The organism is Clostridium sp. UBA1652 (assembly GCF_002320975.1).
Lineage (GTDB): Bacteria > Bacillota > Clostridia > Clostridiales > Clostridiaceae > Clostridium_T > Clostridium_T intestinale.
In genome coordinates, this window is record NZ_DCLI01000038.1 from 1 (window position 1) to 25,730 (window position 25,730).

The 25,730-nt window shown below is 30.0% G+C and carries 24 protein-coding genes and 1 other annotated feature; of the genes, 3 read left to right on the forward strand and 21 right to left on the reverse strand.

What is annotated here, in order from left to right:
- Positions 1-40 precede the first annotated feature (40 nt).
- Positions 41-294 (reverse strand) — a binding site (T-box leader).
- Positions 295-589: 295 nt separating this feature from the next.
- The 15 genes from B3N22_RS06100 to B3N22_RS06170 all read right to left on the reverse strand — a co-directional run bounded on the left by B3N22_RS06100 (position 590) and on the right by B3N22_RS06170 (position 14,235).
- Positions 590-1,321, reverse strand: coding sequence for a 4Fe-4S binding protein (locus B3N22_RS06100; protein ID WP_286905479.1), 732 nt, complete (start codon positions 1,319-1,321; stop codon positions 590-592).
- A gap of 2 nt (positions 1,322-1,323) precedes the next feature.
- Positions 1,324-1,758, reverse strand: a complete 435-nt coding sequence (locus B3N22_RS06105) for a DUF3021 domain-containing protein (protein WP_286905480.1) — start codon at positions 1,756-1,758, stop codon at positions 1,324-1,326.
- Between the two features lie 15 nt (positions 1,759-1,773).
- Complete coding sequence (locus B3N22_RS06110) at positions 1,774-2,220, reverse strand: LytTR family DNA-binding domain-containing protein (protein WP_286905482.1); 447 nt, start codon at positions 2,218-2,220, stop codon at positions 1,774-1,776.
- 185 nt (positions 2,221-2,405) lie between these two features.
- Positions 2,406-3,902, reverse strand: coding sequence for a sensor histidine kinase (locus tag B3N22_RS06115; RefSeq protein WP_286905484.1), 1,497 nt, complete (start codon positions 3,900-3,902; stop codon positions 2,406-2,408).
- 128 nt (positions 3,903-4,030) lie between these two features.
- Complete coding sequence (locus B3N22_RS06120) at positions 4,031-4,591, reverse strand: accessory gene regulator ArgB-like protein (RefSeq protein ID WP_286905486.1); 561 nt, start codon at positions 4,589-4,591, stop codon at positions 4,031-4,033.
- Between the two features lie 36 nt (positions 4,592-4,627).
- On the reverse strand, positions 4,628-5,899 hold the full coding sequence (locus B3N22_RS06125; protein WP_286905488.1) for a sensor histidine kinase: 1,272 nt from the start codon (positions 5,897-5,899) through the stop codon (positions 4,628-4,630).
- A gap of 74 nt (positions 5,900-5,973) precedes the next feature.
- On the reverse strand, positions 5,974-6,105 hold the full coding sequence (locus B3N22_RS06130) for a hypothetical protein (RefSeq protein WP_278329649.1): 132 nt from the start codon (positions 6,103-6,105) through the stop codon (positions 5,974-5,976).
- 245 nt (positions 6,106-6,350) lie between these two features.
- Positions 6,351-7,187 (reverse strand): ATP-dependent sacrificial sulfur transferase LarE, encoded by an 837-nt coding sequence (gene larE / locus B3N22_RS06135; protein ID WP_286905492.1) that lies wholly within the window; start codon positions 7,185-7,187, stop codon positions 6,351-6,353.
- A 19-nt stretch (positions 7,188-7,206) separates the two neighbouring features.
- Positions 7,207-7,953, reverse strand: a complete 747-nt coding sequence (larB, locus tag B3N22_RS06140; protein WP_286905495.1) for a nickel pincer cofactor biosynthesis protein LarB — start codon at positions 7,951-7,953, stop codon at positions 7,207-7,209.
- A 5-nt stretch (positions 7,954-7,958) separates the two neighbouring features.
- The gene (gene larC, locus B3N22_RS06145; RefSeq protein WP_286905497.1) at positions 7,959-9,218 is read right to left on the reverse strand and encodes a nickel pincer cofactor biosynthesis protein LarC; all 1,260 of its coding nucleotides are present in this window, start codon (positions 9,216-9,218) and stop codon (positions 7,959-7,961) included.
- A 20-nt stretch (positions 9,219-9,238) separates the two neighbouring features.
- Positions 9,239-9,964, reverse strand: a complete 726-nt coding sequence (locus B3N22_RS06150) for an energy-coupling factor ABC transporter ATP-binding protein (RefSeq protein ID WP_286905499.1) — start codon at positions 9,962-9,964, stop codon at positions 9,239-9,241.
- Positions 9,965-9,982: 18 nt separating this feature from the next.
- The gene (locus B3N22_RS06155; RefSeq protein ID WP_286905501.1) at positions 9,983-10,777 is read right to left on the reverse strand and encodes an energy-coupling factor transporter transmembrane component T; all 795 of its coding nucleotides are present in this window, start codon (positions 10,775-10,777) and stop codon (positions 9,983-9,985) included.
- Positions 10,770-11,756, reverse strand: coding sequence for a cobalt transporter CbiM (gene cbiM, locus B3N22_RS06160; RefSeq protein WP_286905503.1), 987 nt, complete (start codon positions 11,754-11,756; stop codon positions 10,770-10,772). Before cbiM ends, B3N22_RS06155 begins: the two co-directional genes overlap by 8 nt.
- 75 nt (positions 11,757-11,831) lie before the next feature.
- Positions 11,832-12,989: an aldo/keto reductase gene (locus B3N22_RS06165; protein WP_286905505.1), complete on the reverse strand. Its 1,158-nt coding sequence runs from the start codon at positions 12,987-12,989 to the stop codon at positions 11,832-11,834.
- A gap of 67 nt (positions 12,990-13,056) precedes the next feature.
- The gene (locus B3N22_RS06170; RefSeq protein ID WP_073019403.1) at positions 13,057-14,235 is read right to left on the reverse strand and encodes an iron-containing alcohol dehydrogenase; all 1,179 of its coding nucleotides are present in this window, start codon (positions 14,233-14,235) and stop codon (positions 13,057-13,059) included.
- Positions 14,236-14,418: 183 nt separating this feature from the next.
- Here B3N22_RS06170 and B3N22_RS06175 point away from each other — a divergent pair, with 183 nt between their 5' ends.
- Entirely contained in the window at positions 14,419-14,799 is a 381-nt protein-coding gene (locus tag B3N22_RS06175) for a winged helix-turn-helix transcriptional regulator (protein WP_021803402.1), read from the forward strand.
- A 125-nt stretch (positions 14,800-14,924) separates the two neighbouring features.
- On the opposite strand, the gene B3N22_RS06180 is transcribed toward B3N22_RS06175, so the two are convergent.
- Together B3N22_RS06180 and B3N22_RS06185 are read right to left on the reverse strand one after the other, a co-directional pair.
- A complete protein-coding gene (locus B3N22_RS06180) occupies positions 14,925-16,037 on the reverse strand; it encodes a Ger(x)C family spore germination protein (protein ID WP_286905510.1) in 1,113 nt (370 codons plus the stop codon).
- Between the two features lie 3 nt (positions 16,038-16,040).
- Positions 16,041-17,450, reverse strand: a complete 1,410-nt coding sequence (locus B3N22_RS06185) for a spore germination protein (protein ID WP_021803404.1) — start codon at positions 17,448-17,450, stop codon at positions 16,041-16,043.
- Between the two features lie 116 nt (positions 17,451-17,566).
- Between B3N22_RS06185 and B3N22_RS06190 the strand changes: the two genes are divergently transcribed.
- Positions 17,567-18,658 carry an endospore germination permease gene (locus B3N22_RS06190; protein WP_286905512.1) on the forward strand — a complete coding sequence of 364 codons (1,092 nt, stop codon included), beginning with the start codon at positions 17,567-17,569 and terminating at the stop codon, positions 18,656-18,658.
- Between the two features lie 61 nt (positions 18,659-18,719).
- Positions 18,720-19,829, forward strand: coding sequence for a DEAD/DEAH box helicase (locus B3N22_RS06195; RefSeq protein WP_286905513.1), 1,110 nt, complete (start codon positions 18,720-18,722; stop codon positions 19,827-19,829).
- Between the two features lie 32 nt (positions 19,830-19,861).
- Here the strand turns inward: B3N22_RS06195 and B3N22_RS06200 are convergent, their stop codons facing one another.
- The 4 genes from B3N22_RS06200 to B3N22_RS06215 all read right to left on the reverse strand — a co-directional run bounded on the left by B3N22_RS06200 (position 19,862) and on the right by B3N22_RS06215 (position 25,723).
- Positions 19,862-22,597 (reverse strand): cation-transporting P-type ATPase, encoded by a 2,736-nt coding sequence (locus tag B3N22_RS06200; RefSeq protein ID WP_286905515.1) that lies wholly within the window; start codon positions 22,595-22,597, stop codon positions 19,862-19,864.
- A gap of 247 nt (positions 22,598-22,844) precedes the next feature.
- Positions 22,845-23,882, reverse strand: coding sequence for a type II TA system antitoxin MqsA family protein (locus B3N22_RS06205; RefSeq protein ID WP_286905517.1), 1,038 nt, complete (start codon positions 23,880-23,882; stop codon positions 22,845-22,847).
- Between the two features lie 208 nt (positions 23,883-24,090).
- Positions 24,091-24,951, reverse strand: a complete 861-nt coding sequence (locus B3N22_RS06210; RefSeq protein ID WP_286905519.1) for a cysteine ABC transporter substrate-binding protein — start codon at positions 24,949-24,951, stop codon at positions 24,091-24,093.
- A 22-nt stretch (positions 24,952-24,973) separates the two neighbouring features.
- Entirely contained in the window at positions 24,974-25,723 is a 750-nt protein-coding gene (locus B3N22_RS06215; protein WP_286905520.1) for an amino acid ABC transporter ATP-binding protein, read from the reverse strand.
- Positions 25,724-25,730 lie beyond the last annotated feature (7 nt).

Below are 25,730 nucleotides of genomic sequence, written 5' to 3' on the forward strand. Positions count from 1 at the left end.
CTGGTCTAAAGAATAAAAAAAGCCCTAGATTGAAAAATCAATCTAGGGCGAACTAACCAAGTCCACGGTACCACCTAAATACGGAATAAATCCGTTCTCATTAAGTACAAGATACTTATCTGATACTTTATCTCTGTTACGGGAGAACCCGGTGGAACTTACTGAAAAAAGATATCTTTTTCCGTTCAGCACACAGCTCAAAGATTGGTTGGGTATCTGTTCATTAAAGGCTCACACCAATGCCTTCTCTCTGATAAATCCAAGATACTTACTATTTCTCATCATAGCCTTTTGTATTCACTTTTAATCTTACTATAGATTCAAAGCATAGTCAATTAACCTGTTTAGATAGGTATTATTATTTTATCCTACAAGAACAGCAACTCTTCTAAAATAAAGACTTTTCCGAATATCTCTCCCATTAATAATTACCTAATTAAATAATTATCCAATTAAGTAATTAGGTACTTAGATACTTAGATATGGGTATACGGTGATACTTAAATGCATAGATAATTAAGTAATTATCTATGTATTAAAAGTAGTTAAAATAAATCTAATAAAGCCCCCTTAAGAGGCTTTATTAGATTTATTTATCAATGCTAAAAGTCATTTTAATGGCTTTCTTAGGGCAAGAGTCTACACATTCCCCACATAATATACACTCTAGGTTGTGCATTTTTCCTTTCTTAACCATTGAGTTTACATCTAAACTCATAGGGCATTTTTTATTGCAAGTACTACAGCTTATGCATTTATCCTTTTCTCCTTCTAAATGAAGTGATGGGTATTTAAAAACATTCTTTATCTTAGTTCCTATGATCATAAATGGAGCCATCCAGCAAACATAATGACAAAAACTGCGTCTACCTAAAGTTAATGCTAATATCGTAACTAATGCTACTACACCATAATATACTACATAGGCTTGTATACTTATTGTTGATATCCCATACTGAGTTTGATAAAAGAAGTCAGTTCTTTTTATTCCCCCAGCTAATAAAAACATGGTAATTATCGAAGCTATCCAAGGAATCCAGATAAAGAACTTTATCCAATTCAATACACCCACTTTTACTTTTTTATCTACTACCATTGAACAGCATTCTTGAAGCCCTCCAGCAGGACAAAGCCATCCACAGAAACCTCTTCCAAATAATAATGAAAATATAAACATTAAGCTAAATATTATAGCACTGCCAGATAATATTCCTTCTGAAGCTCCCATAACAATAAGGTAAGGTGAAAAATAATATAGAGTTATAGGGAATAATAAAAAGGACATTAATATCATTGTTTTTCTTATTTTTTGCCTTTTCACCGTCACTTCCTCCTACTGTCTAATTTTAAGTTAATATTTTTAATATATATCTTCATTTGAATATAACAAAAAACCCATATTATAAAATACATTCCTATGAATATTATAGAAGTGGATATAATACTATTAATATCATCAACAAACCATCTAGCTTTAATTGCACAAGGGAAATAAACAATAGCAACTCCCATACAGTGAATTATAGTTGCAGTTAACATACTTAATCTGTTTGATTGAAATAACATGTTAAGAGATCCAAAAGTAAATCCAACTATGGCTGAGGAAACATACTGTGTGATTAAAAAATCACTAGTAAAAGTGGCTGTTTCTCCATTTAACAACATCATAATAACTCCGACGGTATGAATAATAAAAATTCCTATGACACTTCCCTGAATTCCTCTTGCTAACATCTCTTTTAGATTTTTTAGACTCATATAAATTTCTCCTTCCTATAGTCCTAAATATTCTTTGATTTTTTTTACATATCTTCGAGATGAATATTCCACATCACCGTTCATAAATCTTATACATAAGGTTCCATTAAAAGACATCTCTAAATTTTTTATCTTATCTACATTTGCTATTACTGAATTAGATATTCTTATAAAGTTTGTTCCCTCTAATTGTTCTTCAAGCTCATATAATTTTGACTTTATCTGTAATGAGTGTTTATCAATCTTAGCCAATACCTTTTGATTCTCAGCGTAAAAATAATAAATTTCATTAGGATTAACTAAATATATTTTTTCATCTTTAATTCCTTTAAAAACTTTACCTTGGGTTTTATTTATCTTATTTATAATTTCCTTTATCTCTTCAGTGACTTCACTTGTAAAAATCACTATTTTACTTTCTTTAAGATCTGGTTCTATTTTAATTTCTAACTTTAAACTCATAGTTCACACCCTTCCTCTCCTTATATGGTAAGTATAAAATATAATTTTCACTTTAACTACAATTAATATATAGATGGTAGAAAATCATATATATATGGCATCAATAAAGTACAAACATTGGTTAAAATTAAAAGAAGTCACTACAAAACCAAATTAACTTTAGCTTTGTGGTAACTTCTTTTATATTAATCAAAATATACATTTGAAAATTCTACATTAACAGTCCTAACTAAACCATCATCCATTAAATTACCTTTAAGGATATCTTCTTCCTCTACTATTTCTATAGGTAGTACAACTTTAAAAGCACTTCCTTGGCCAAGCTTACTTTCTAATTTTATCTCTCCTCCTAGTGCATTCACTAGAAGATTAACTATATATAGACCTATTCCTGTACCTTCTGATTCTCTTGTAAGACTATTATTAACTTGTCCAAATCTTTCAAAAATCACTTTTTGTTTATCTTCTGGTATCCCAGGGCCCTCATCCTTCACCGTAATAAATACTAGTCCATTATTTTCTTCTATGTTCACATATATATTACCTTTAGTAGGTGAAAATTTTATAGCATTAGATAATAAATTCAGTAATATTCTTTCGTATTTTTCATCATCTATTCCTAGATATATTTCTTTTGAAGAAGGGTTACACTCTATGTTCACATTCTTCTCATTTGCATATACTAAAATAGATTTTATAATTAGCTTAGTCATCCTTACAATGTCCATATTTTTTTTATTTACTTTTAGATATCCAGCATCAGCTCTTGTTATATCAAGTAAATTATTAACCAATCTCACTTGTTGTAGTGAGCTTTGATATATCTTTTTGATATACTTCTTTGCAATATCACTCAACTCATTTTTACATATTAATTCTATAGCTTGAACAGCTGACATTGTAACTGTAAGAGGGGTTTTAAACTCATGTGATATAAAGGAAAAGAACTTTTCTTGATTACTTAAAGTCCTCTCAAGTTCATCATTTTCCTCTAATACTATATGGGATTGTTCTTCAATCAACATTTCTGTTAAGTATCTTTCAGTTATTTCTTCTGTCATCTCTGCTACATATTTCATTTCTCCATCTTCATGTATAGGTATAAGCGTTCCCTTCCAAAAAGTTCTTCCTCTTTTGAAATTATCATCTGCATATTCATCTACATGGACTATTTTCTTTTGGGATAATACTTCTCTCCATAGTTGCTCTGAAGGGCTTCCTTTCCATCCAGTTACAAACTCATGTATTTTTCTTCCATATGTATTTTCTCTTATATCAAAAGGGGTATCAAAAAAATCTAGATAAGTTTGATTAGCCTTAAGTAATCTAATATCTGGAACTGAAAAAAGAGCCATACCTAATCTATTTTCATTATATAATTCCTCAAAAAATAAAAACTTATCTTTTAACTTAGTTCCTCTATTTACTTTAAACATAATCAAGTTATCTTCTAATTCTATATTAACTTCTATTGCTTCATAATCTTTTGTAAATATAAAGTAATTTTTTTCTTTTTCTATTTCTTTTATATCAAAAGTAGCTTTTAAAAGGCTCAAAACTTCTGATATATGTTTATTAACTATATCTTCTCTTAAGTATTGAATTAAATCTAAAAACTCATTAGTTACTTTAATTACTATGTAATCTCTTAAGTGCAACATATAATAAACTTCTTCTCTCATGTCTTCCCCTTTTTATCTATCTACTCTTACTAATTAATACTACCACAATATTCATTTATTATCTATATATGGTACTGCCTAAATAAAATAAAAGACTTACCTTTTACTTAGATAAGTCTTAATAAATTCTATTGATTAGATTTTCTTTTATTAAACATTAGAAGCGCTTGAAAAATAATCATCCAGGTAATAGTATTGCTCACTACTTCTAATCTATAAAATATAAGTCCTATTATTATAAATACTGAACTTAATATAATTCCAATATTCCTATTTTTAATTAATAAATCTTCTCTAGTTATTGGCATAGCTGAATTCACTATTGGTGCTTGATTCCATATACAATATAAAGACACTATCCCTAATATTATTTTACCCAAGAGATTAATATCTACATTGTAACTTAGGTAGACTACACTTCCAATTATAAATACAGTGCTAAAAAAACATTTTATCTGGCTATCTTCATGATACCCACCTATAAATGGTTTTGTAGTTATCATGGTTATTATAGCAACTAAGGCATATATAGGTTTACCTATTAACCAGAATATAGCAAAGGTTCCCATGGTTTTTAAGGCTTCAAAAACAAAAACTTTTAAAGCATATTCTACCTGTTGCTCTTGATCTTTAGTATAATTATTTACTTTAGATATGTACTCTGCAGTAATAGATATAAGCTTCCTCATATATCATTACCTCCCAAAATATTTACTAAATCCTTATTATACTACCTTATTTGGAATCAAAAAGCTAAAGGTTGTCCACTCTTTATCGCTTTGAATAGCTATTTCCCCATTACAACTATTAATTATATCTTTTACTATGCTAAGACCATATCCCCTATCACCATTTTGGTTATCTTTTGTGGTAAATCCAGAGTTAAACATTTTTTCCTTTATATCATCTGGTATTTTAGGTCCATTATTAGATATAGCTATACTAACTCCATTATGCCTATTATAACTTTTCAGTTTTATTATGGGATTATCTATGTCCTTAAGTATATCCATAGAATTTTTAACAATATTAGATAAAAGTTTTAATAAATCATTATCTGATATTGATATGTTTTCATATTCTGCGCTATCAAAAGCTATAACATTTATACCAGCAGATGAAGCAGGATGTAGTACTGAAGCAACCAACGGTGTTGTTTGTTCACTTATACTTACAGCATCACTTAAATTTTGATATCTCTCTACAATGCTTTTTAATAAAAGCCCTACTCTATCATATTTACCTAATTGATATAGTCCATAAAGACCACTTATTTCACTACCATAATCATGTTTTATTTTTTTAAGTTCTATTATTTTTTCGTTTAATGCCTTGTTAAGCATTTCTACTTCTTTTGATTTATCATTTATTTTAGCAAAATATAATGCAGCATAAATTAAACTTATAAATGCAAATAGATACATAATAGCTTTTATCATTAAACCTACTGGCTGATTAGTCCAATCCATACGAACAGTATCTAAAAATATTATAAAATAATCAACAATAAACACAAATCCTAACAAATTTTTAGTATTTTTTAATGCTATAACTGCATTAAAGATATATTTTCTAACTTTATATACAATAAAATATATTATCCATGCAGGAATATATACATATACAATTAACTGCATTTCTTGTGAAAGTCCTAAATTTAAATTAGCAAATATACTCTTGTAAATAGTAAGTAAAAAATATGATGTCATTGCAACTATTGCATATGCAACTCCAAATCCTAGAAAAACATCAACCAGTGACTTTCTAAAAAATACTCCTACTATTATTATAATTCCAATTACCATTAATAAATTAGAAATTGATATATTACTTCCGATATGAGTAAGTATAAAAACTTCTGTGAATACAAGAGCTACAGCTACATAAAATTTCTTTCTTGAGATTTTATTATAACTATACGCTATATTATTAGGCATCCAAATGAACAAAATTGCTTGAAAAACTGTGGTTATTGTATCAAATACATTTAATAACATTTATTATCTCCTTTTATCTAGGGGAATTTTTAAATCTGGAGGTGGGACACACCTCCAACTTTGGACATGAAAGGTTATCTTTGGTTTTTCATTGACTCAGGCATTTCTTCTACTGCTATACCACTTACTGAGGCAGGTCCTACAATAGTGATTATTGCAGCTAAGCTTAAACAAACTGTTCCAAGGAATTGAAATAATTTTTTCATAAAAAACACCTCTCCCTATTAAATTATTAATCGGTTGTCCAACTTTTATTATACATGGATTATTAACTTTTTTAAATACATTTAGCTCAAAAAACGACAAATTGTGATATATTTTTCCTGTATTTATATCATATTATATAAAAAATACAGGAAAATGCTTGTCGAAATAAGAAACTCAGAAGCTAAATATAATATAACTTCTGAGCTCTATAATTACAATGAGTATATTGTTGGTAAAAATAAACCTAATTTATTTTAAATTTTATCTTCTCTTCTTCTTTTAAAACTTCATTCATACTTCCAGTTCTATACCCAGCTATATCTAATGTTGTGTATATAAAACCTATTTCTTTAAACTTAGACGATATCTTGTCCATAAATTCTATATTAAAGAACTTTTCTCTCTCTTCTGGTGCAACTTCAATTCTAGCTATTTCTCCATGATGTCTTACTCTAACCTGTTTTATTCCCATATCAAGTAAAAATTGTTCTGCTTTATCTATCATTTTCAATTTAGGTAAGGTTATCTTATTTCCGTACGGAAATCTTGATGATAAACAAGCAAACGCAGGCTTATTCCAAGTTGCAAGTCCATGTTCTTTCGATAAGTCTCTAATATCCTTTTTGGTTAGTCCAGCTTCTTTTAACGGACTAACTACTAATAATTCTTTTGCTGCCTGCATTCCTGGTCTATAATCCCCATTATCATCTAAGTTCGAGCCATCAAAAACATATTCAACTCCATTTTCTAAAGCAACTTCTTTAACTTTTGTAAAAAGCTCTTTTTTACAGTAATAACATCTATTTTTAGGATTACTCGCAAATCCCTCTATATCAAGCTCCTCTGAAGAAATTATTATATGTTTAACTCCAAAATCTTTTGCATACTTAATCGCTTCATTAAGTTCTCTTTCTGGATAAGTTGATGAAGTAGCTGTAACTGCTATAAGCTTATCACCTAAAACTTCTTTAGCCACCTTTATAAGAAATGTGCTATCAACTCCACCTGAAAAAGCTACAGCAGCACTTCCTTTTTTCCTAATTATATCTTTAAGTAATTCTAATTTCTCATCTAGCAACATATTATCCTCCTAATTATCTCTAAAGTTTGTTAATTATGCTGGCATTATACGCGGCTCCAAATCCATTATCTATATTTACAACACTAACCCCACTTGCACAACTATTAAGCATTGATAAAAGCGCAGCAACACCACCAAAGTTAGCTCCATATCCAACACTTGTTGGTACTGCTATAACTGGTTTATCTACAAGTCCACCAATAACACTAGCTAATGCGCCCTCCATACCAGCAACTACTATAACTACCTTTGCCCCCTTAATTATATCTAGTTTAGCAAAAAGTCTATGAATACCAGCTACGCCTACATCAGTAATTTTCTCCACTCTATTCCCAAATAATTTAGCTGTTTCTACGGCCTCTTCAACTACAGATAAATCAGAAGTTCCAGCTGAAACAACTGCAATATAACTTTCTGTAACTTCTTCTTTTCTCAATTCTACAGTTATAGTTTTTCCTATACTGTTATACCTAGCTTCTGGGCATATTTCTTTTACAGCTATATACATTTCTTCTGTAGCTCTAGTTCCCAATATGTTTGTGTTCTTTGTAAGCATAAACTTAACTATCTCTCTAACTTGCTCTACAGTTTTTCCTTGGCAATAAATTACCTCTGGATATCCAACTCTAAGCTCTCTATGATTATCAATTAAAGCAAAATCTAAATCCTTAAAAGGTAAATCCTCTAACTTTTCTAAAGCCTCATCTACTTCTATTTCATTATTTTTTACTAATTTAAGAAGGTGTTTTATATCTTCTTTATTCATAATTCTTAGCTCCTATAAATTTCTTCATATACCTGCTTAAGAGGTATACTGTTTTCTTTAGCTATAATCTTGCACTCTTCATATTCAGGTTTAGATTTTATTAATTCACCTTTATAATAAGAATTTTTAAGTGTAACTTCTCCATAAACTGTTTTTTTCTTAGAAAAATCTCTATCTAGCATTATTTTTTCAACTTTATATTTTCTTACCCCTATTGAGGTGGTTTCTTTAAAAATTATCTTTAAAACTTCTTCTTCTTTATCAGTACTTACCAGTACGCTTAACTTTATAGCAGGTCTTCCTTTTTTCATTATTATAGCTGTCTTATAGACATCTAAAGCCCCATTTGAAAAAAGTTTTTCTTCAATATATTCATAGAACTCTGGATTCATATCATCTATATTTGTCTCAATAATATATTGCTCTTCTATTTTTTCGGACTCTTGTATTGTCCCTAAATAAACTCTTAATACATTAGGTATTTCTAGTTCTCTATGACCTAATCCATAGGCAATTTTATCTATTTGAAAATCTATTTTGTCTGTATATTCTTGAACATTTGCAGCTAATATAGCAGCTCCTGTAGGAGTTGTTGTTTCAAATTCTACTACTCCAGTTTTTACTGGAATACCTTTTAATATCTCAACAGTAGCTGGTGCTGGTACTGGTATTATCCCATGAGCACATTTAACAAATCCTCCACCTAACTGAATACTTGATGCAACAATCTTATCTACCTTTAAATAATCTAATGTTATAGCGGAAGCTACTATATCTATAATGGAATCTACTGCTCCAACTTCATGAAAATGAACTTCATATAAATCTTTTCCATGAACCTTCGCCTCCGCCTCTGCTACCTTCATGAAAGTTTTAATACTTAACTTCTTTACATTATCACTTAAGTCACTTGAGTTGATTATCTCTTCTATTTCCTTTAACCCTCTATGATGATGCTCCATATTATGTTCATTGTCCTCATGGTGGTGATGTGTATGAGAATGTTCATCAATGTTTGTATGACTATGATGATTGTGTTGGTAATCATCATTACTGGTATGTCCATTTTTCAATATAACATCAACTCTTGTACCTGTTATTCCTTTTTTTATAGTTTTTTGTATCTTTATTTCATACTCAGAATCTATTTTAAGTTTTGATATTTCTTTTAATAAATATTCCTGCGGTACACCTAAGTCTAGCATAGCTGCAATGTGCATATCCCCACTTATTCCACAAAAACAGTCATAATATAATACTTTCATAATTTTCTCTCCAATGCTACTTATATAATGTTATGCTCTTCTAGAAATTGCTTATCTTTTATAATGTTCTCGTACCTATCATCTCTTATAATGTTATGATTCTCTGAAAACACTATTCCACGTTTAAATATTCCCTCTACATATTCAAAGTCATGAGTTGCACATATAATTGTCTTCCCACTTTTATTTAACATTATCAATAATTCTTTTAAAAACTTTTTACCTTTAGGGTCTATTCCATTCATAGGTTCGTCCAAAACTAAAACTTCTGGATTTAAGGCTAAGACACTAGCTATAGCAACCCTTTTTTTCTCTCCTCCACTTAAGTTATAGGGATGCTCATCTTTAACTTTTTCTATATTAAGCATCTTTAAACATCCATTAACTCTCTTTTCTATATCCTCATTACTCAACCCCATTTGAATAGGACCAAAAGCGATTTCTTCAAATACTGTAGAACAAAAAAGTTGGGTATCAGAATTTTGAAAAACAAAACCAATCTTTTTATGAAAGGACTTTGAAAATTTATTATCTTTAATTCTTTCTTCACTAATCTCAGTTTCATCAAAAAAGTATTTTCCTTGGCTAGCAAAAATAATCCCGTTTAACAATTTTAGAAGAGTAGATTTTCCACTTCCATTAGGTCCTATAATAGCAATAGATTCTCCTTCTTCTATATTTATGTCAATCTTATTTAGAGCCACTTTATTTTTATATTTAAACGAAACATCTTCGAGCCTTATCATAAACTACTCTCCTTAGTTTTAAACGAATTTAATTATAAATAAAATAAACAAACCTAAATTTATAATTAGATATATATAATCATATTTCTTAAATGTTAAATTTTTAGATATACTATATTCTCCTACAAAACCTCTACACTCCATTGCACTAAACATCTCTTCACTCATTTTATAAGATTTTAAAAAAACATTTCCCACTATACTTGAAATAAATTTATTTTTATCTTTTGAACTTCCTACTGATCTAAGTTTTAACGCAAATAAAAGATCAATAGAATATTCAGCTAATAGTACAATATATTTTATCGTTATATCCATAATCCAAATAAATATATCCGGTATAAACATTAGTTTTAAAGCTTTATTAATATCACTCCATCTGGTTGTATGAGATAAAATACTCATTAATACTATTGTACTTAATACCTTTTGTAATATTAATAAACTGTTGTATATATTCCCCATTAAAATAGCTGGTATTAACGCTATGAAAGTTATACTAGGAAAAATTAAGCTCATTTTGATTATCCTTATCCGATCTCTTTTATTCATCATAAAAAGGCTAGATAATAAATATATATCAAAAATACCTACATATATAAAACTTCTAGTTATTGCTATAGCTATTAAGCTTAAGATACTAATAACTACTTTTACTAATGGATTTATGTGATAAATTATTCCCTCTTTAATCTTATTCTCTCTTATAATAGAAACTGTTTTTACCATAGAAAAAATACTTTTCTCAATGTATGAGTTTTTTTCACCTTTAGGTATATAGCTATCTTTTTCTAAAAGCCACTCATCAATCATTTTGCACCTTTTGACTATTTTTATATGATACTTTTCCCCAAAGCTTTATTATTAAAAATATTACAGCTATTCCTAATAAAGCTGAAAGAATATATGCAAAATATTCTTTTAAACCTTCTAATCCATAATCAGGCATTGGTGCCGAGAAATTAAAACCATTTTTCATTCCATTTGGAATAAAACCTACAAGTTCTTGAACTTCTTCAGCTCCCCATTCCCCCCAAGCTGTACCAGTTGCCAAAAGTCCTAATGGTGTTGCTAAAACCAATATTCCTATTAAAAAATATAGTGGTTTTATTTTATTATTAGATTGCTTATATATTATTTCTGGTGTTAATTTCTTTACATAGCTATACACACCAGTAGTTATAATTCCTTCTAAAACTCCCGCTACTAATAAATGTGGTATCATCATAGCCGGAATTGCAACAGCTAGTCCATAAGGGCTATATATAGGTAATCCAGCTCCATCTTTAAAAAGTATTGGTTGAATACCAAATTCAATAGCTGTAAATAAAGCTGCTATATTTAAAGATACATACCCTGCTATAAAAACTCCTATATATTCTCCTTTTTTATTTTTAATAAAACTTTTTATAAAATTGAACACATAATGAGCAGTAAAAGGCATAATAAATGCCATATTAAAGCAGTTAACTGCTAAAGCTAAAACCCCACCATCTCCAAAAAACAAGGCTTGTACAGCCAATGCTATAGTTACTGAAATAACAGCGCAATAAGGGCCTAATAAAATTGCTGCAAGGGCTGCTCCAACAGCATGTCCAGTAGTTCCTCCTGGAAGAGGAATGTTAAACATCATAACTAAAAAAGAAAAAGCAGCACACACTCCAAGTAAAGGCATTTTTTGTCTAGTTACTTCCTGTTTTATTTTTATAATAGCTCTCCTCCATACAGGTACCATTGCTACTCCGAAGGTAGCACAAGTAGAAGGACTTAGATAATTATCTGGTATATGCATTTTAACCCCTCCAAATTCTTTAAACACAAATATTGCCATAAAATCTTTTCTGATTTCATGACAATACCTTATTAATTACACAAATAATTCTGTAACATTTTTTAACTCTTCACGAATTTTAATAGCTTGTGGACAATGAGTTTCACATTTACCACATTCAACACATTTTGACGCTCTTTCCTCTTCTCTTACAGAGTTGTATCTTGCTTTAAGTTCTTTTTCTGTATCAGGTGTTGCAAATAAACTAAATTCATTATAATAAGTGAAGTTTTTAGGAATATTTACACCAGCTGGACATGGCATACAATACTCACAAGCTGTACAGTTAACTTTTATCCTTTGTTTAAATACAGTTTTAACTTTATCCATTATTTCTAATTCTTTATCTGTCAATGAGTTTGGCTCAGCTTGGCTAGCAACTCTTAAGTTTTCTGTAACATTCTCCATAGTATTCATTCCGCTTAAAACAACCGACACTTCTGGATGGTTCCATACCCATCTTAGTGCCCACTCTGCTGGAGTTCTTTTTATATCTGCTTCATCGAATGTATTCATAACAGCTTCTGGCAGGTTTTTAACTATTTTCCCACCTCTAAGAGGCTCCATAATCGCAACACCTAGACCTCTATTAGCAGCATATTCTAATCCTTCTTTTCCTGCTTGATAATCTTCATCTAAGTAATTAAATTGTATTTGGCAGAATGACCAATCATAATAATCTACTATTCCCTTAAATACTTCTAACTTATCATGGAAAGAGAATCCGGCATATCTTATTCTTCCATCTTTTATAGCTGAATCTAAAAATTCATCTATACCTAATTCTTTTAAGTTTTCCCATGTTGCTGCACTAAGTGCATGCACTAAATAGAAATCTATTCTATCTGTTTGCAAACGCTCTAATTGTTCATTTAAGTATTTGTCCATGTCTTCCCTAGTTTTTATTAACCAACTAGGAAGTTTTGTTGCTATATTAACTTTATCTCTATAACCATCTTTTAATGCTCTTGCAACAAAAGGCTCACTTTCTCCTCCTCTTCCCATTCCTGTACCGTGGTAAGGGTACGCAGTATCAACATAATTAAGTCCCTGATCAATTGCATGACGAAGCATCTTTATAGCCTTTTCATCATCTATTTTTGTTGTATCTCCGTTTATGATTGGTAATCTCATACATCCAAATCCTAATGCCGAAACCTTCTCGTTAGTTTTTCCATACGTTCTATATAACATAGTAATTCCTCCTCTTAAATTTCTATTTATCTATCCATAAGGATTTTGGGCTTAATCCTTATATGTTTTATTTATATGCTTTAGTCATAATTTCTATGGTTTCTTCTAAAGATAATTTATATGGATCTAATCTAAAAAGTCCTCCCATAGTTTCTCTTGCATTATTAGCTAGTGCTGGTATCTCTTCCTTTGTTATTCCATAGTCAGACATCTTTAGATTATCAACTCCACACTCTTTTTGTAACTTTAATAAGGCATCTACAAACATCATAGGACGTTCTTCTTTAGGTACTGAATGGAAATCAACCCCCATAGCTTTAGCCATAGATACGAATCTTTCGGGAGCCTTATCTGCAAAAAACTTATAATATTCTTCTGAAAGCATAATTAACCCAGCTCCATGAGGAAGCTCTGGATGATGTGCACTTAGCGCATGTTCCATTGAATGTTCTGATGTACAGCTAGATGTAGACTCAACTAATCCTGAAAGAGTATTAGCTAAAGCCACTTGTGTACGAGCCTCAAGATTATCACCTTCATTAACGCATATAGGAAGATATTTTGCTATTAACTTTATACTTTTTAAAGCATAGGCATCACTTATAGGTGTTGAAATATTTGCTATATATCCTTCTGTTGCATGAAACAATGCATCAAACCCTTGATAGGCTGTTAAATTTTTAGGAACTGTTAGCATAAGTTCTGGATCAACTACTGATAAGGTTGGAAATGTATCTTCATTACCGAAACCTATTTTTTCATTTGTTTCTTCTTTTGTTATAACAGTCCATGGATCAGCTTCTGTTCCTGTCCCTGCTGTAGTTGTTATTGCAACTATAGGAAGTGCACCATTTTTAACTTGAAGTCCTTTCCCAGTTCCACCAGATATATAATCCCAGTAGTCACCTGGATTTTTTGCCATAACTGCAATGCTTTTTGATGAGTCGATACTGCTTCCCCCTCCAAGTCCTATTACAAAATCACAGTTCTCTTTTTTTGCAATATCTGCACCTTCCATTACATGAGCTTTAATAGGATTAGGTAAAATTTTATCAAATAAAACGTATTCAATTCCTCTACTAGATAAAATCTTCTTTAACCTATCTAAATATCCGTATTTCTTTACTGATTTTCCTGCTGTAGTTACAATTAATGCTTTTGTTCCAGGAAGTTTTTCCCTTGATAATTCATCTAACTTTCCAGGCCCAAATAAAATTTTTGTAGGTATATGATAATTAAAGTCCATAAATCCACCTCCAAATAAATATTTTATTTATTTCATTAAATACAGTATAGACATATAGTTGAGGTTAAACAAGAATGTACTTTATTGATAGATAGTATCCTTTATGATACCTATATTATGTTAAATTTAGTTTTTATAGTATAATAATATTATACATTATCATTAAATCTTTAGGAGGTGCTTATGCCCAACAATCTAAATAAAACTAAAAATGCTACCTGTGAATTTGAAGTAGCTTTTGAGGTTATAGGTGGTAAATGGAAACCCCTAATCTTATGGTTTTTATCTAAATCCGGAACTTTAAGATTTACTCAAATTCAACATTTTATTCCTGATATTACACATAAAATATTAACTAAACAATTAAGAGAATTAGAGGAAAATCACTTAATCGTGAGAAAGATTTATCCTGAAGTTCCTCCAAAGGTTGAGTACTCCATAACGAATAGTGGCAAAGAGGTTATCCCTATTCTTGGAATGATGTGTGATTGGGCCTATAAAAATGATTATTTCGATTATGATATCAAATATAATATTTGTGATGAGGATTGTTCTAATTCTTAAATTAATTTTGTAATTATATATTATTTAATTATAGTCAAAAGGGGCCATAGCAAAACTAGCATATTTAGTTTTGCTATGGCTCCAAAATTATCTTTTATTATATAAATATTAAGCTATCTCTCCTGCTATTTTGAATCATTAATTACCTGACTTCCTTCTATATCTATATTTATGTCTAAATTAAAATCTACTTTATCCATTATGTTTTCAATATTAAGCCCATGATATTCAACTTCTAGCTCTCTTTGTATATTTAAGATATCTATATTTTCTTCCTTACATTTTCTTAATAGATTTTCACACTTATCCTTTACAGTTTTTTCTGCTGATTCTTTTATCTGCTTTCTAATATTATCATTTGTTAATGTTATACCCTTTTGCGCCTCCTCTAAAGATGACCTAACATTAATTTTAAAGTCACATTCTATTCTATCTCCATTATACTTAAGAGATTTCTTAGTGGAGCCTTTTAATATATCTAGTGATATAACCTTACCTTCATTCATAGGATTTTTAGTTATTATAGCTCCAAGTTTAATATCATTCATAAGAAATTTATATGCCTCTACTTCCTCTTTTTCCAGTCTTCCTATCATTTTATCATCACTTATAATAGCTGCACCACTAAATTCAAGTCGATCTCTTTTACTCTCCTCACTTGTTTTTATAATAGGCATTATATTGACTCGGCTTCCCATGAGCCTATTATTTGAATATTCATCAAGTCTAAGTCTTGCAATATTCAATAACTTACCTTGATATATCATACTATTATCAAGAAATAATCCTATAAAGTTTTCATCCCTTATTTGGATATCTACTAGATCTTCTGGATTACCGCAATATATGAACATAAACTCTCTTAATGTTGGTCTTTGATTTCTTAATGAAGAATCTACCAAGACATCCATACCAGCCCTTGCAGCTCTCTCAGTATATATTAGAACTCTATTAACATCGTAGGCCACAGGAGAACCTGTAAGTGTATTTATATCATAAAAAGCATCTAAAAGGGTTTCTCCCCTTCCCTTAATTATAACTCTATCTTCTCTTCCCATTTTTTCTTCTCCATACCTATGGGTTTTAAAAAACTCTCCATATAAAATTATATCTCCAGAAGTATCCACATCTAATATAGCTGCTAATGCAAATAATAATTTATTCATATCTCTGTAATTAAAACATCCCACATTTAAAGTTGTTGCAACTATCATAAAAATGCATAATAATTTTTTCATATTCTAATCCTCCTCAGAGAATATATTAGACGATATTTTGTCTAGATCTCCTCTAAATATAACATCTTTGTATTTAAAGCTTCTTAATGTTCCTAATGGATACAGATACGGATACCCGCAACTAGTTAAACTAGCTAAATGAGACACAAATAATACAAAGCTTATATAAAATCCTGGTAATCCCAAAGAAGCTGAAAATATTATTATTAAAATATTCCAAGTGAAGATTGCTACATAAACCTTAGGAACTAAATATGATGCTATAGATGTAATAGCTACAACAACTACTGTAACTTGTGATGCCAATCCAGAATTAACTGCTGCATCTCCTAATATAAGTGCTCCTACTATACTTAATGTGGGCCCTATTGGTTGAGGAAGTCTGACACCGGCCTCTCTTATAATTTGAAAGAATATAATCATATATAGTAGTTCTACCACTGTTGGGACTGGTACTCCAGCTCTAAATACAGCCATTCTAAGTAGAAATGTTGAAGGAACAAGTTTAAAATGATAGGTAACTAAAGCTATATATATTCCTGGAAGTAAAGTAGATATCCCAAATGAAAACCACCTTAAAAATCTCGCCATATTCGCCATAAATTTATTTAATGTATAGTCATCAGTGGTTTGGAAGTTTTCAATAAAAAAATAAGGTGCGGTTATTGCAAAACTACCCCCATCTGCCATTACTAAAACTCTTCCTTCCGATATCTTTGATGCTGCTACATCTGGCTTCTCAGTGTAGCCAATAGTATCAAAAGGAGTTCCTTTATTCCTTAGTCCTTCTTCTATAGACGAAATATCAAAAATAAACTCATCTTTAAAATTTCTGCTTATATCATTTATTTTGTCTCTTACTGTCTTTATAAGTTCTTCTGGCGTTTTATCTTCCATATAAAAAATTGCAACAGTAGTTTTTGATTCCTTTCCAAGAATAACACTTTCTATTTTTAAGTTAGCGCTTTTAATCCGTCTTCTTATAGCTGATATATTATCTTGGATATTCTCTGAAAAACCTTCTCTTGGTCCTTTTATTACTGTTTCTGTAATGGGAATATCAATAGATCTTTTAGGAAAACCTTTAACCTCACAGCATAAACATCTATTAATATCATCAAAAATTATTACGGCATTAGCAGTTAAAATACTAGTTATAATCTCTTCTTTACCTTTTGCCTCTGCTATTGAATTAGATACTATAACCCTTCCCTTTATGTCATCTACATTGTCGTAATCTTCTCCTCTTGTCATAATTGGTGCAATTATATATTCACTTATAAACTTGGAATCACATAAGCTTTCTATATAAACAATGTAAATATTATTATCATGCCACTTAATTTCTCTATATTTTACATCAAAGGTATTGTTCAAGCGTTCTCTTACATATTCAATATATGAAACTCCCATATTTCATCACCTTTTAAACTTTTCTATTTAATATGTAATAATATTCCCTATTTCGAAGATAATAAGTATATGTAATTATTTCTAGGTTAACCATAATTTTAGGAGGATGCTCTTTTATGGATAAATTTTCGCCAAAACATTTTATTTTCTTAATACTAGGAGTATCAATAGTCTCTTTAAAAACTTATCCTACAACCTTCATACGCGATGGATTAAGGGATACATGGATAGGTGTAATAATATCGTCAATTATAATTTTTATAGTTTATATATACATAATCACGATATGGAAAAAAAAATCAGACTATAATTTAATTAAGATATATAGAGAAGCTATAGGTAATAACCTAGGTAATATAGTAATTGTTTTATTTATGTTTACACTTTTTTTTACATTGATTGAAAGTGCTTCTATTGAAGCAGACTCAATGCATCAAAACATGCTCCTTGAGACACCAAACTGGTACTTATTATTGTTTTTTGTTGTTCCAGCCATATACACAATAAAAAAGGATTTAGTTTCTATTGTCACAATATCTATAATAGGAATTATGCTTATAATTATTGCTGGAATAAATCTTTCTATATTAACAACAAAATATAAAGATGTAAAGCTTCTATTTCCTATATTTGAACATGGTCTTACCCCTGGTTTTTTTATTTCTATTCTTAAATCCTTAGGGTTATATGGTTCGATCTGCATAACCCTTCCATATTTAAATAAAATAAGTGATAAAAAAGGCAGAATGACTAGATATGTTGTAGTAGCTTTACTATTTGTTATACAAATGGAGATTATAGCTATTTCAGGTATATTAATGACCTTTACTCCTGATTTAGCAATTACTATGAATTATCCTAAGCTTCTACAAACTCAACAGGTGAGTTATCTGCAATTTTTAGAATTTGGAGAACTTTATGTAATGCTACAGATAGTTGGTGGATGGCTTCTTAAATATATCATCACCTTTTATTCATTAATACTGCTTTTAAGAAACTTTAATATAAGGGAAAAATACGTATCTTATTCTATCTACGCTATTAGTTTCCTAGTGTTTATATGTGCTTATATTTCTTCTAAAAATTCTTTCATACTTTTTAAACTTCTTAATTATTATGAATTTGTAGCACTTATAAACTTTGTTATTATTCCTTTAATTGTATTTATGCGTTTTAATAGGAAACTCAAAGTTCAAAAGAGCTCTTGATATAATTCACTAAAGCCTTTAAACTTAACTAGACCCATAAAATATAAAGGGAGAATGAATTATGAATTTTAAAGACTTAGGAATTAATGATGATATTATAAAGGTATTAAGAAAAAATGGTATTACAGAACCTACAGAGATTCAAAAAAGTAGCATAGCTTATATAAAACAAGGTAGGGACGTAATAGGTGAAGCTCAAACTGGCACTGGAAAAACTCTCGCTTTTTTACTGCCTATATTAGAGAATATATCCCCTGAATTACAATCAACTCAAGCTTTAATACTTACGCCTACTAGAGAATTAGCTATACAGATAGCTGAAGAAGTTAATAAACTAAAAGAGGTTAAAAATATAAATGTTTTATCTGCCTATGGCGGTAAAGACATTGGATCTCAACTAAAAAAATTAAAAAAGAATATTCATTTAATTATAGCAACTCCTGGTAGACTCTTGGATCACATTGAGAGAAAAAGTATTGATCTTAGTAAACTTAAGACTTTTATCTTAGATGAAGCAGATCAAATGCTTTTAATGGGATTTAAAAATGAAGTTGAAACTATAATTAAAGAAACGCCTAAAAAACGTCAAACTATCTGCTTCTCAGCTACTATAAACTCTGATGTTAAAAAACTGGCATATAGATATATGATTGACCCATTAATGATTTCAGTACAGAAAAAAGAGGTTACTCTAGATTCTATTAAGCAGTTTGTTGTTAAAACCGTTGATAGAAGAAAAAAAGATGCTCTATGCAAAGTTCTTGATGAAGATAATCCTTTTATGGCTATAATCTTTTGCAGAACCAAAAGAAGAGTTGATGAACTTGAGCTGGCTCTGCACCAACGTGGATATAATTGCGTAAAATTACATAGTGATATATTACAATCAAAACGTGAAAGAATCATGAAATCTTTTAGAAATGCTGATATTCAATACCTAATTGCTACAGATGTGGCTGCTAGAGGATTAGATATAAGCGGAGTTTCTCACATATATAATTACGATATTCCTGAAACTCCTGAGAGCTACATACATAGAATAGGAAGAACTGGAAGAGCTGGTGAAAGCGGTTATACCTGTTTATTTATTGATCCAAAGGATAACAGAGCCTTAGAAGAAATTGAAAAAGCCATAAAATCTAAGATCCCTGAGAGAGAAGTTAATATATAGAAAAAACCACCTTTTTGTGAGGTGGTTTTTTATTATTTGTTCTCTACTTCTATATATCTATTATCGGATTTCTTAACTTTTTGAACTCTTTCTATTTTATCAAGCTTTCTCATTATAAACTTTTCAATCTCAACTATTACAAATACTATTACTCCCATAGCTATTGGAAATCTCCAATAAGATAATGCTAGTGGTACTGTATTAAAAATTGTATTCATAAATGGTATATAGGTTATTGAAAGTTGTAGAACTATAAGAAGTCCCGAAACAATGAACACTGCTTTATTTGAAAAGAAATTTTTATCAAAAGCAAAATCTCTTATGCTTCTGCTATTAAACAAATGGAACATCTGCGTAATAACTATTGTTTGCAGAGTTATTGTTCTAACCATGTCTATATCATACCCTCTATTTAAGAGATTAACATTCATAAACAATGTTCCACCCCCTATAATCACTGATACAAATAGAATTCTCCAAATAAAATATTTATCTAGCAATGGAGCTTTAGCTACTCTTGGTGGTCTTTTCATTGCTCCTTTTTCCATTTTCTCAAAAGCTAGAGCTAGTGATATAGTTACAGAGGTAACCATGTTAACCCAAAGAATTTGAACTGGATTAAGTGGTATCATCGTACCAAATAGAATACTTGCAATTATTAAAAAACTTTCTGCACCATTAGTAGGAAGTATAAATAGGATTGTTTTCTTTAAATTATCATATACTCTTCTTCCTTCCTCTACTGCATTAACTATAGTTTTAAAGTTATCATCTACAAGAACCATCTCTGATGCATCCTTAGTAACTTCTGTTCCCTTTATTCCCATAGCTATACCAACATCAGCTTTCTTTAGTGCTGGTGCATCATTTACACCATCCCCAGTCATTGCACATATTATTCCTTCATCTTGAAGAGCCTTAACTAGCTTTAACTTATGCTCCGGGCTTGTTCTTGCGAATATATTGTATTTAATTGCAGCTCTTCTTAGCTCTTTTTCACTCATTTTTTCAATATCGCTACCTTCTATAGCTAGGTCTGCATTTAGTATACCCATCTGCTTACCTATAGCTTTAGCTGTACCTATATGATCTCCAGTAATCATTTTTACTGTTATTCCAGCTTCAGCACATTCTTTAATCGCTTCAATAGCTTCTTCTCTTGGAGGGTCTATAATCCCTGCTAATCCTAAGAAAACTATGTCTGTTCTTAAATCTTCTTGAGTTATTGAGGCAATTTCATTACTAACTTTTTTATAAGCTGCACCTATTACTCTTTGGCCAGTTTCAGTTAAGGCCTCCATCTTCTCTTCCCATTTATCTTTGTTAAATTCTACTAATCCATCCTTAGTTTCCTGTAGCTTAGCTATATCAAAAAGCCTATCTGGAGCTCCTTTTATATAGATTATTTTTTCATCATTATGATTAACTAATGTAGCCATATACTTATACTCAGAATCAAATGGAATTGTAGATTCTCTGTATAAATTACTTGAGTCTATATTTGCTTTCTCGCTAAGTGTTAATAAAGATCCCTCAGTAGGATCGCCTTTTATGCTCCAATTACCATTTTCATCTTCATTTAAACTTGAATCATTACAGATTTTAAAAACCTTTATGGTTTCAAGTAACACCTTATCCTCTGCTACATTAACTTCTTTTTCATCTTTAATAAATTTTCCATGAGGTGAATATCCTGTTCCTGTAACTTTGTAATCCTCATCTGCTGTTATAACATCCTGTACTGTCATCTCATTTTTAGTTAAGGTTCCAGTTTTATCTGAACATATTACTGAAACCGATCCTAAGGTTTCTACCGATGGAAGATTACGTATGATTGCATTTCTCTTAGCCATATTTTGTACACCAATTGCTAATATGATAGATAATATAGCAGGTAAACCCTCTGGTATTGCAGCCACTGCAAGTCCTATAACAGATAATAGTAATTCGCTAGAAGTATAATCTCTTAAATAGTGACCAAAAACATATACAAGTATAGCAATTACTACAATAACAACCGCTACTTTCTTCCCAAAATTAGAAGTTTGTTTAAGAAGTGGGGTCTCCATCTGCTCAACTTCAGACATAAGCTTATTAATTTTACCTATCTCGCTATCTTCTCCGGTAGCCACAACTACCCCTATACCAGTTCCAGAACTTACTGTTGTACCTGAAAACACCATGTTATCTCTATCGCCTAAGACTACGTCTTCCTTAAGAATATAGGTGTTTTTATCTACAGATGTAGCTTCTCCAGTTAAAGGCGATTCTTCTAATTTTAAATTATCAGCTCTTAGAAGTCTCATATCTGCTGGAATCTTATCACCAGGACTTATTAGTACTATATCTCCAATAACTACCTCTGAAGAATCTATCTCTAATCTCTTACCGTCTCTAATTACATGGGCCTTAAGGGAAAGCATGTTTTTTATTCCTTCTAATGCCTTCTCTGCTTTATTCTCTTGGAAGAAACCTATTAGTGCATTTATAATAACTACAACTACTATAACTGCTGTATCAACAAAATGTCCTAAACTTGCAGTTATAACTGCTGAAACTAAAAGTACATATATTAAAACGTCATTAAAATGTTTTATAAATCTCATAAATAGATTCTGCTTCTTTCCCTCTGGTAGAATATTTTTTCCATACCTTTCAATTCTATCTTGCGCTTCTTTTTCTGATAAGCCTTTTGAAATATTAGTATCTAAAATATTCAATACACTTTGCTCAGGCAGGCTATACCATTTTTCTTTATTTACTCTCATAAATCATCCCCCTACATTTAAAATTTATTTTAATACTGTTATTAATCATTTCTAAACCAACATTAAATTTATTCCTTGATATCATTCTATCATTAAATGATAATTTAATCAACTATTTTTAATCAATTGATTATTTATTGTCATTTTTAATATCATTTATTTATTATGTTGAATCAATGTTAAAAAAATATAAGAAATAACACCATAAGAAAAGTTAATAACTTTTCTTATGGTGTTATATAAAATATTATTCAAAATTCTTTATATGATTTGATAATAAAAAAGAAACTATATTATCTTTCTCTGTTTCAATATATGCAATTTCCTTTTGTATATATTCCACAATATCTCTAGTTTCAAATTCCTTAAAGAACAATGCTACTTTTTCCAGCACATTTAATTCTTCTAAACTTAATCTTAAAATATCAACCTTGTCTTTTGAGCATATTTTTAAATTTACAGCTTCTCCTACAAGTTCTTCTTCAACTTTAATAAATGGAAGGTTTATTATCTCATTAAAGGATATAGGACACATTCCTAACTGAAGATGCTCATAAACTAATCCTGTAATAGATGTATTATATAATTTGTATGAAAGGATATCTGAGTACCATAATAAATTCATTAGTTTCGCTTTACTTAGTGGATTTATGTAATGAATAAAGTATCCAATAACTGAAACAATTTTCTCTATATTTAAAACCTTATACCCATTAAACTCTGAGGGTTCATCAAAATCAATATACCCATTTTTAATTTCCTCTATTTTTAAATGAAGATTTCCTTTTTTCTTGATAATCTCTTTAATATTGCTTTTGATTTGAATAAATCTGTCCTCGCTGAATCTATCCTTATGTTTTTCTAAAAGCATTAAAGTATAAGAAGGATTAATAAGTGTCATCCTCATCATATCATCATAAGTTTCATCCTGAATTAATTTTTTTTCATATCTTTGAACCGTCACATCTCCCCAACCAAATAGGTTTGAAAATTCTTTTTGGGTTAAATCGTAGATATCCCTAATACTTTTTATTTCATATGATGTTAATAATCCCATGGCCCTCTTATATTTATCTTTAGCCCTTAAACTATTTTCATCCGATAACTTATTAGGAATAAATTCTGACTTCTCTACAGTACAAAAATATATAGTTTCATCATATTCTATTTCTAAATTTTTAACTATAGCTTTAGTCATCCTATCTTTGACCTGTACTAAATGCTTACTATTGCAAAAAGGACACTCCTCAAGAATTTCATTTTTTTTCGTGTGAACTTCACTCATTTCAATATACCTTCTTTTCTAATTATGATTCAGCACTTACATTTTTATAAATAACTCACTTCATTGTAAGTACTTTTATTATAGAAATAAAATTTAAAATCCTATCCCTTTGCAATATTATACTGTTAATTGATTGTAAATTCAAATGAAATAATTAATTGATAACAAGTAAAAAAAGGCAGAGACTTTTCTCTGCCTTAAATGAAACTTATTTTAACTTTCCACCTTCAACAACAAGCTCATCTGGACTAACTGAATCACCATAAACTGGTTTTAAAGTTTCCTCATATGCCTTGTGTATAAAGTTCTCTTTTCCTAAAGTTTCAAGTTCTGAGTTTATCCAATTTAATAACTCTGTATCACCTTTTTTAACAGCTGGAGCTATTGAATCTATACCACCTAAAGATGGAACGCCTACTGAGAATCCTGGATTTGATTTTGCCCAAGCAAGAACTTCTGTGTTGTCATGTGCTAAACCTGCTCCACGTTTATCTCTCATAGCTTCAAAAGTTTCTGTATTTTGATCAAACTTTAATAATTCTATTTCTGGATGGTTTTTTGTAAAATAATCCTCTGCTGTAGTTCCTTTATTAACAATAAGCTTTTTACCCTTTAATTGATCAACAGATGTTATAGGTGCATCATCTGGAGATACAATTCCAAGAGAAACTTTCATATAAGGGTTAGCAAAATCAACTTTTTGTTTTCTTTCATCTGTAACTGTGAAGTTAGCCATTATTATATCTACTTTATTTGATTCCAAGTATGCAACTCTGTTAGCTGCTTCAACTAAAACAAATTCAACTTTTGATTCATCTCCTAAAAGATCTTTTGCAAATCTTTTAGCTATTACTACGTCGAATCCTTGGTTTTTACCATTAGAATCTACATAACCAAACGGTGGCTTATCACTAAATACACCTATTCTTATTTTTCCATTTGCTTTTATTTGTTCTATAGAAGATTTACTTGAATCAGTTGTTGGTGCTGATTTGCTGCAACCTGCTAAAGCTCCTAATAAAATAGTTCCTGTAATTACAGCTGCTAAAATCTTTTTAATACTTTTCATTATTATTCATCCCCTCTTTTATTTAATATTGAAATATATTTAGAAAGCGCTTTGCGCGTTCAGTCTTTGGATTTGTGAAAAACTCTTCTGGATTAGTTTCTTCACGAATGTTTCCTTCATCAATAAATACAATCTTATCAGCAACAGCTTTAGCAAACCCCATTTCATGAGTTACTATAACCATAGTCATACCTTGTTTTGCAAGTCCTAGCATAACATCTAAAACTTCTCTAACCATTTCCGGATCTAAAGATGCTGTTACCTCATCAAAAAGCATTATTTCTGGATTCATACATAAAGCTCTTACAATAGCTATTCTTTGTTTTTGTCCACCTGAAAGCTGTCTTGGATAAGCATTCATTCTATCAGCTAAACCAACTCTTTCTAGTAACTGCTTAGCTTCCACTAAAACCTCATTTTTATCTCTTTTTTGTACCTTTGTAGGTCCTAGTAATATATTTTCTATAACTGTCATATTAGGAAATAGCTCATAATTTTGAAATACCATACCTATCTTTTGACGAACTTCTCCCCAATTAACACTTTTATCTATAAGGTTATTACCATCTAATCTTATTTCCCCGCCTTGTATTTCCTCAAGACCGTTGATACATCTTAGCAGTGTACTTTTTCCACATCCTGATGGTCCTAAAATAACCACAACCTCACCTTTTGTTATCTCAAGATCGATATCCTTCAATATTTGTTTCCCATCATACCCTTTATTTAATTTACTTATTTCTAGTAATATCTCTTTACTATCTTTAACCACTTTAATT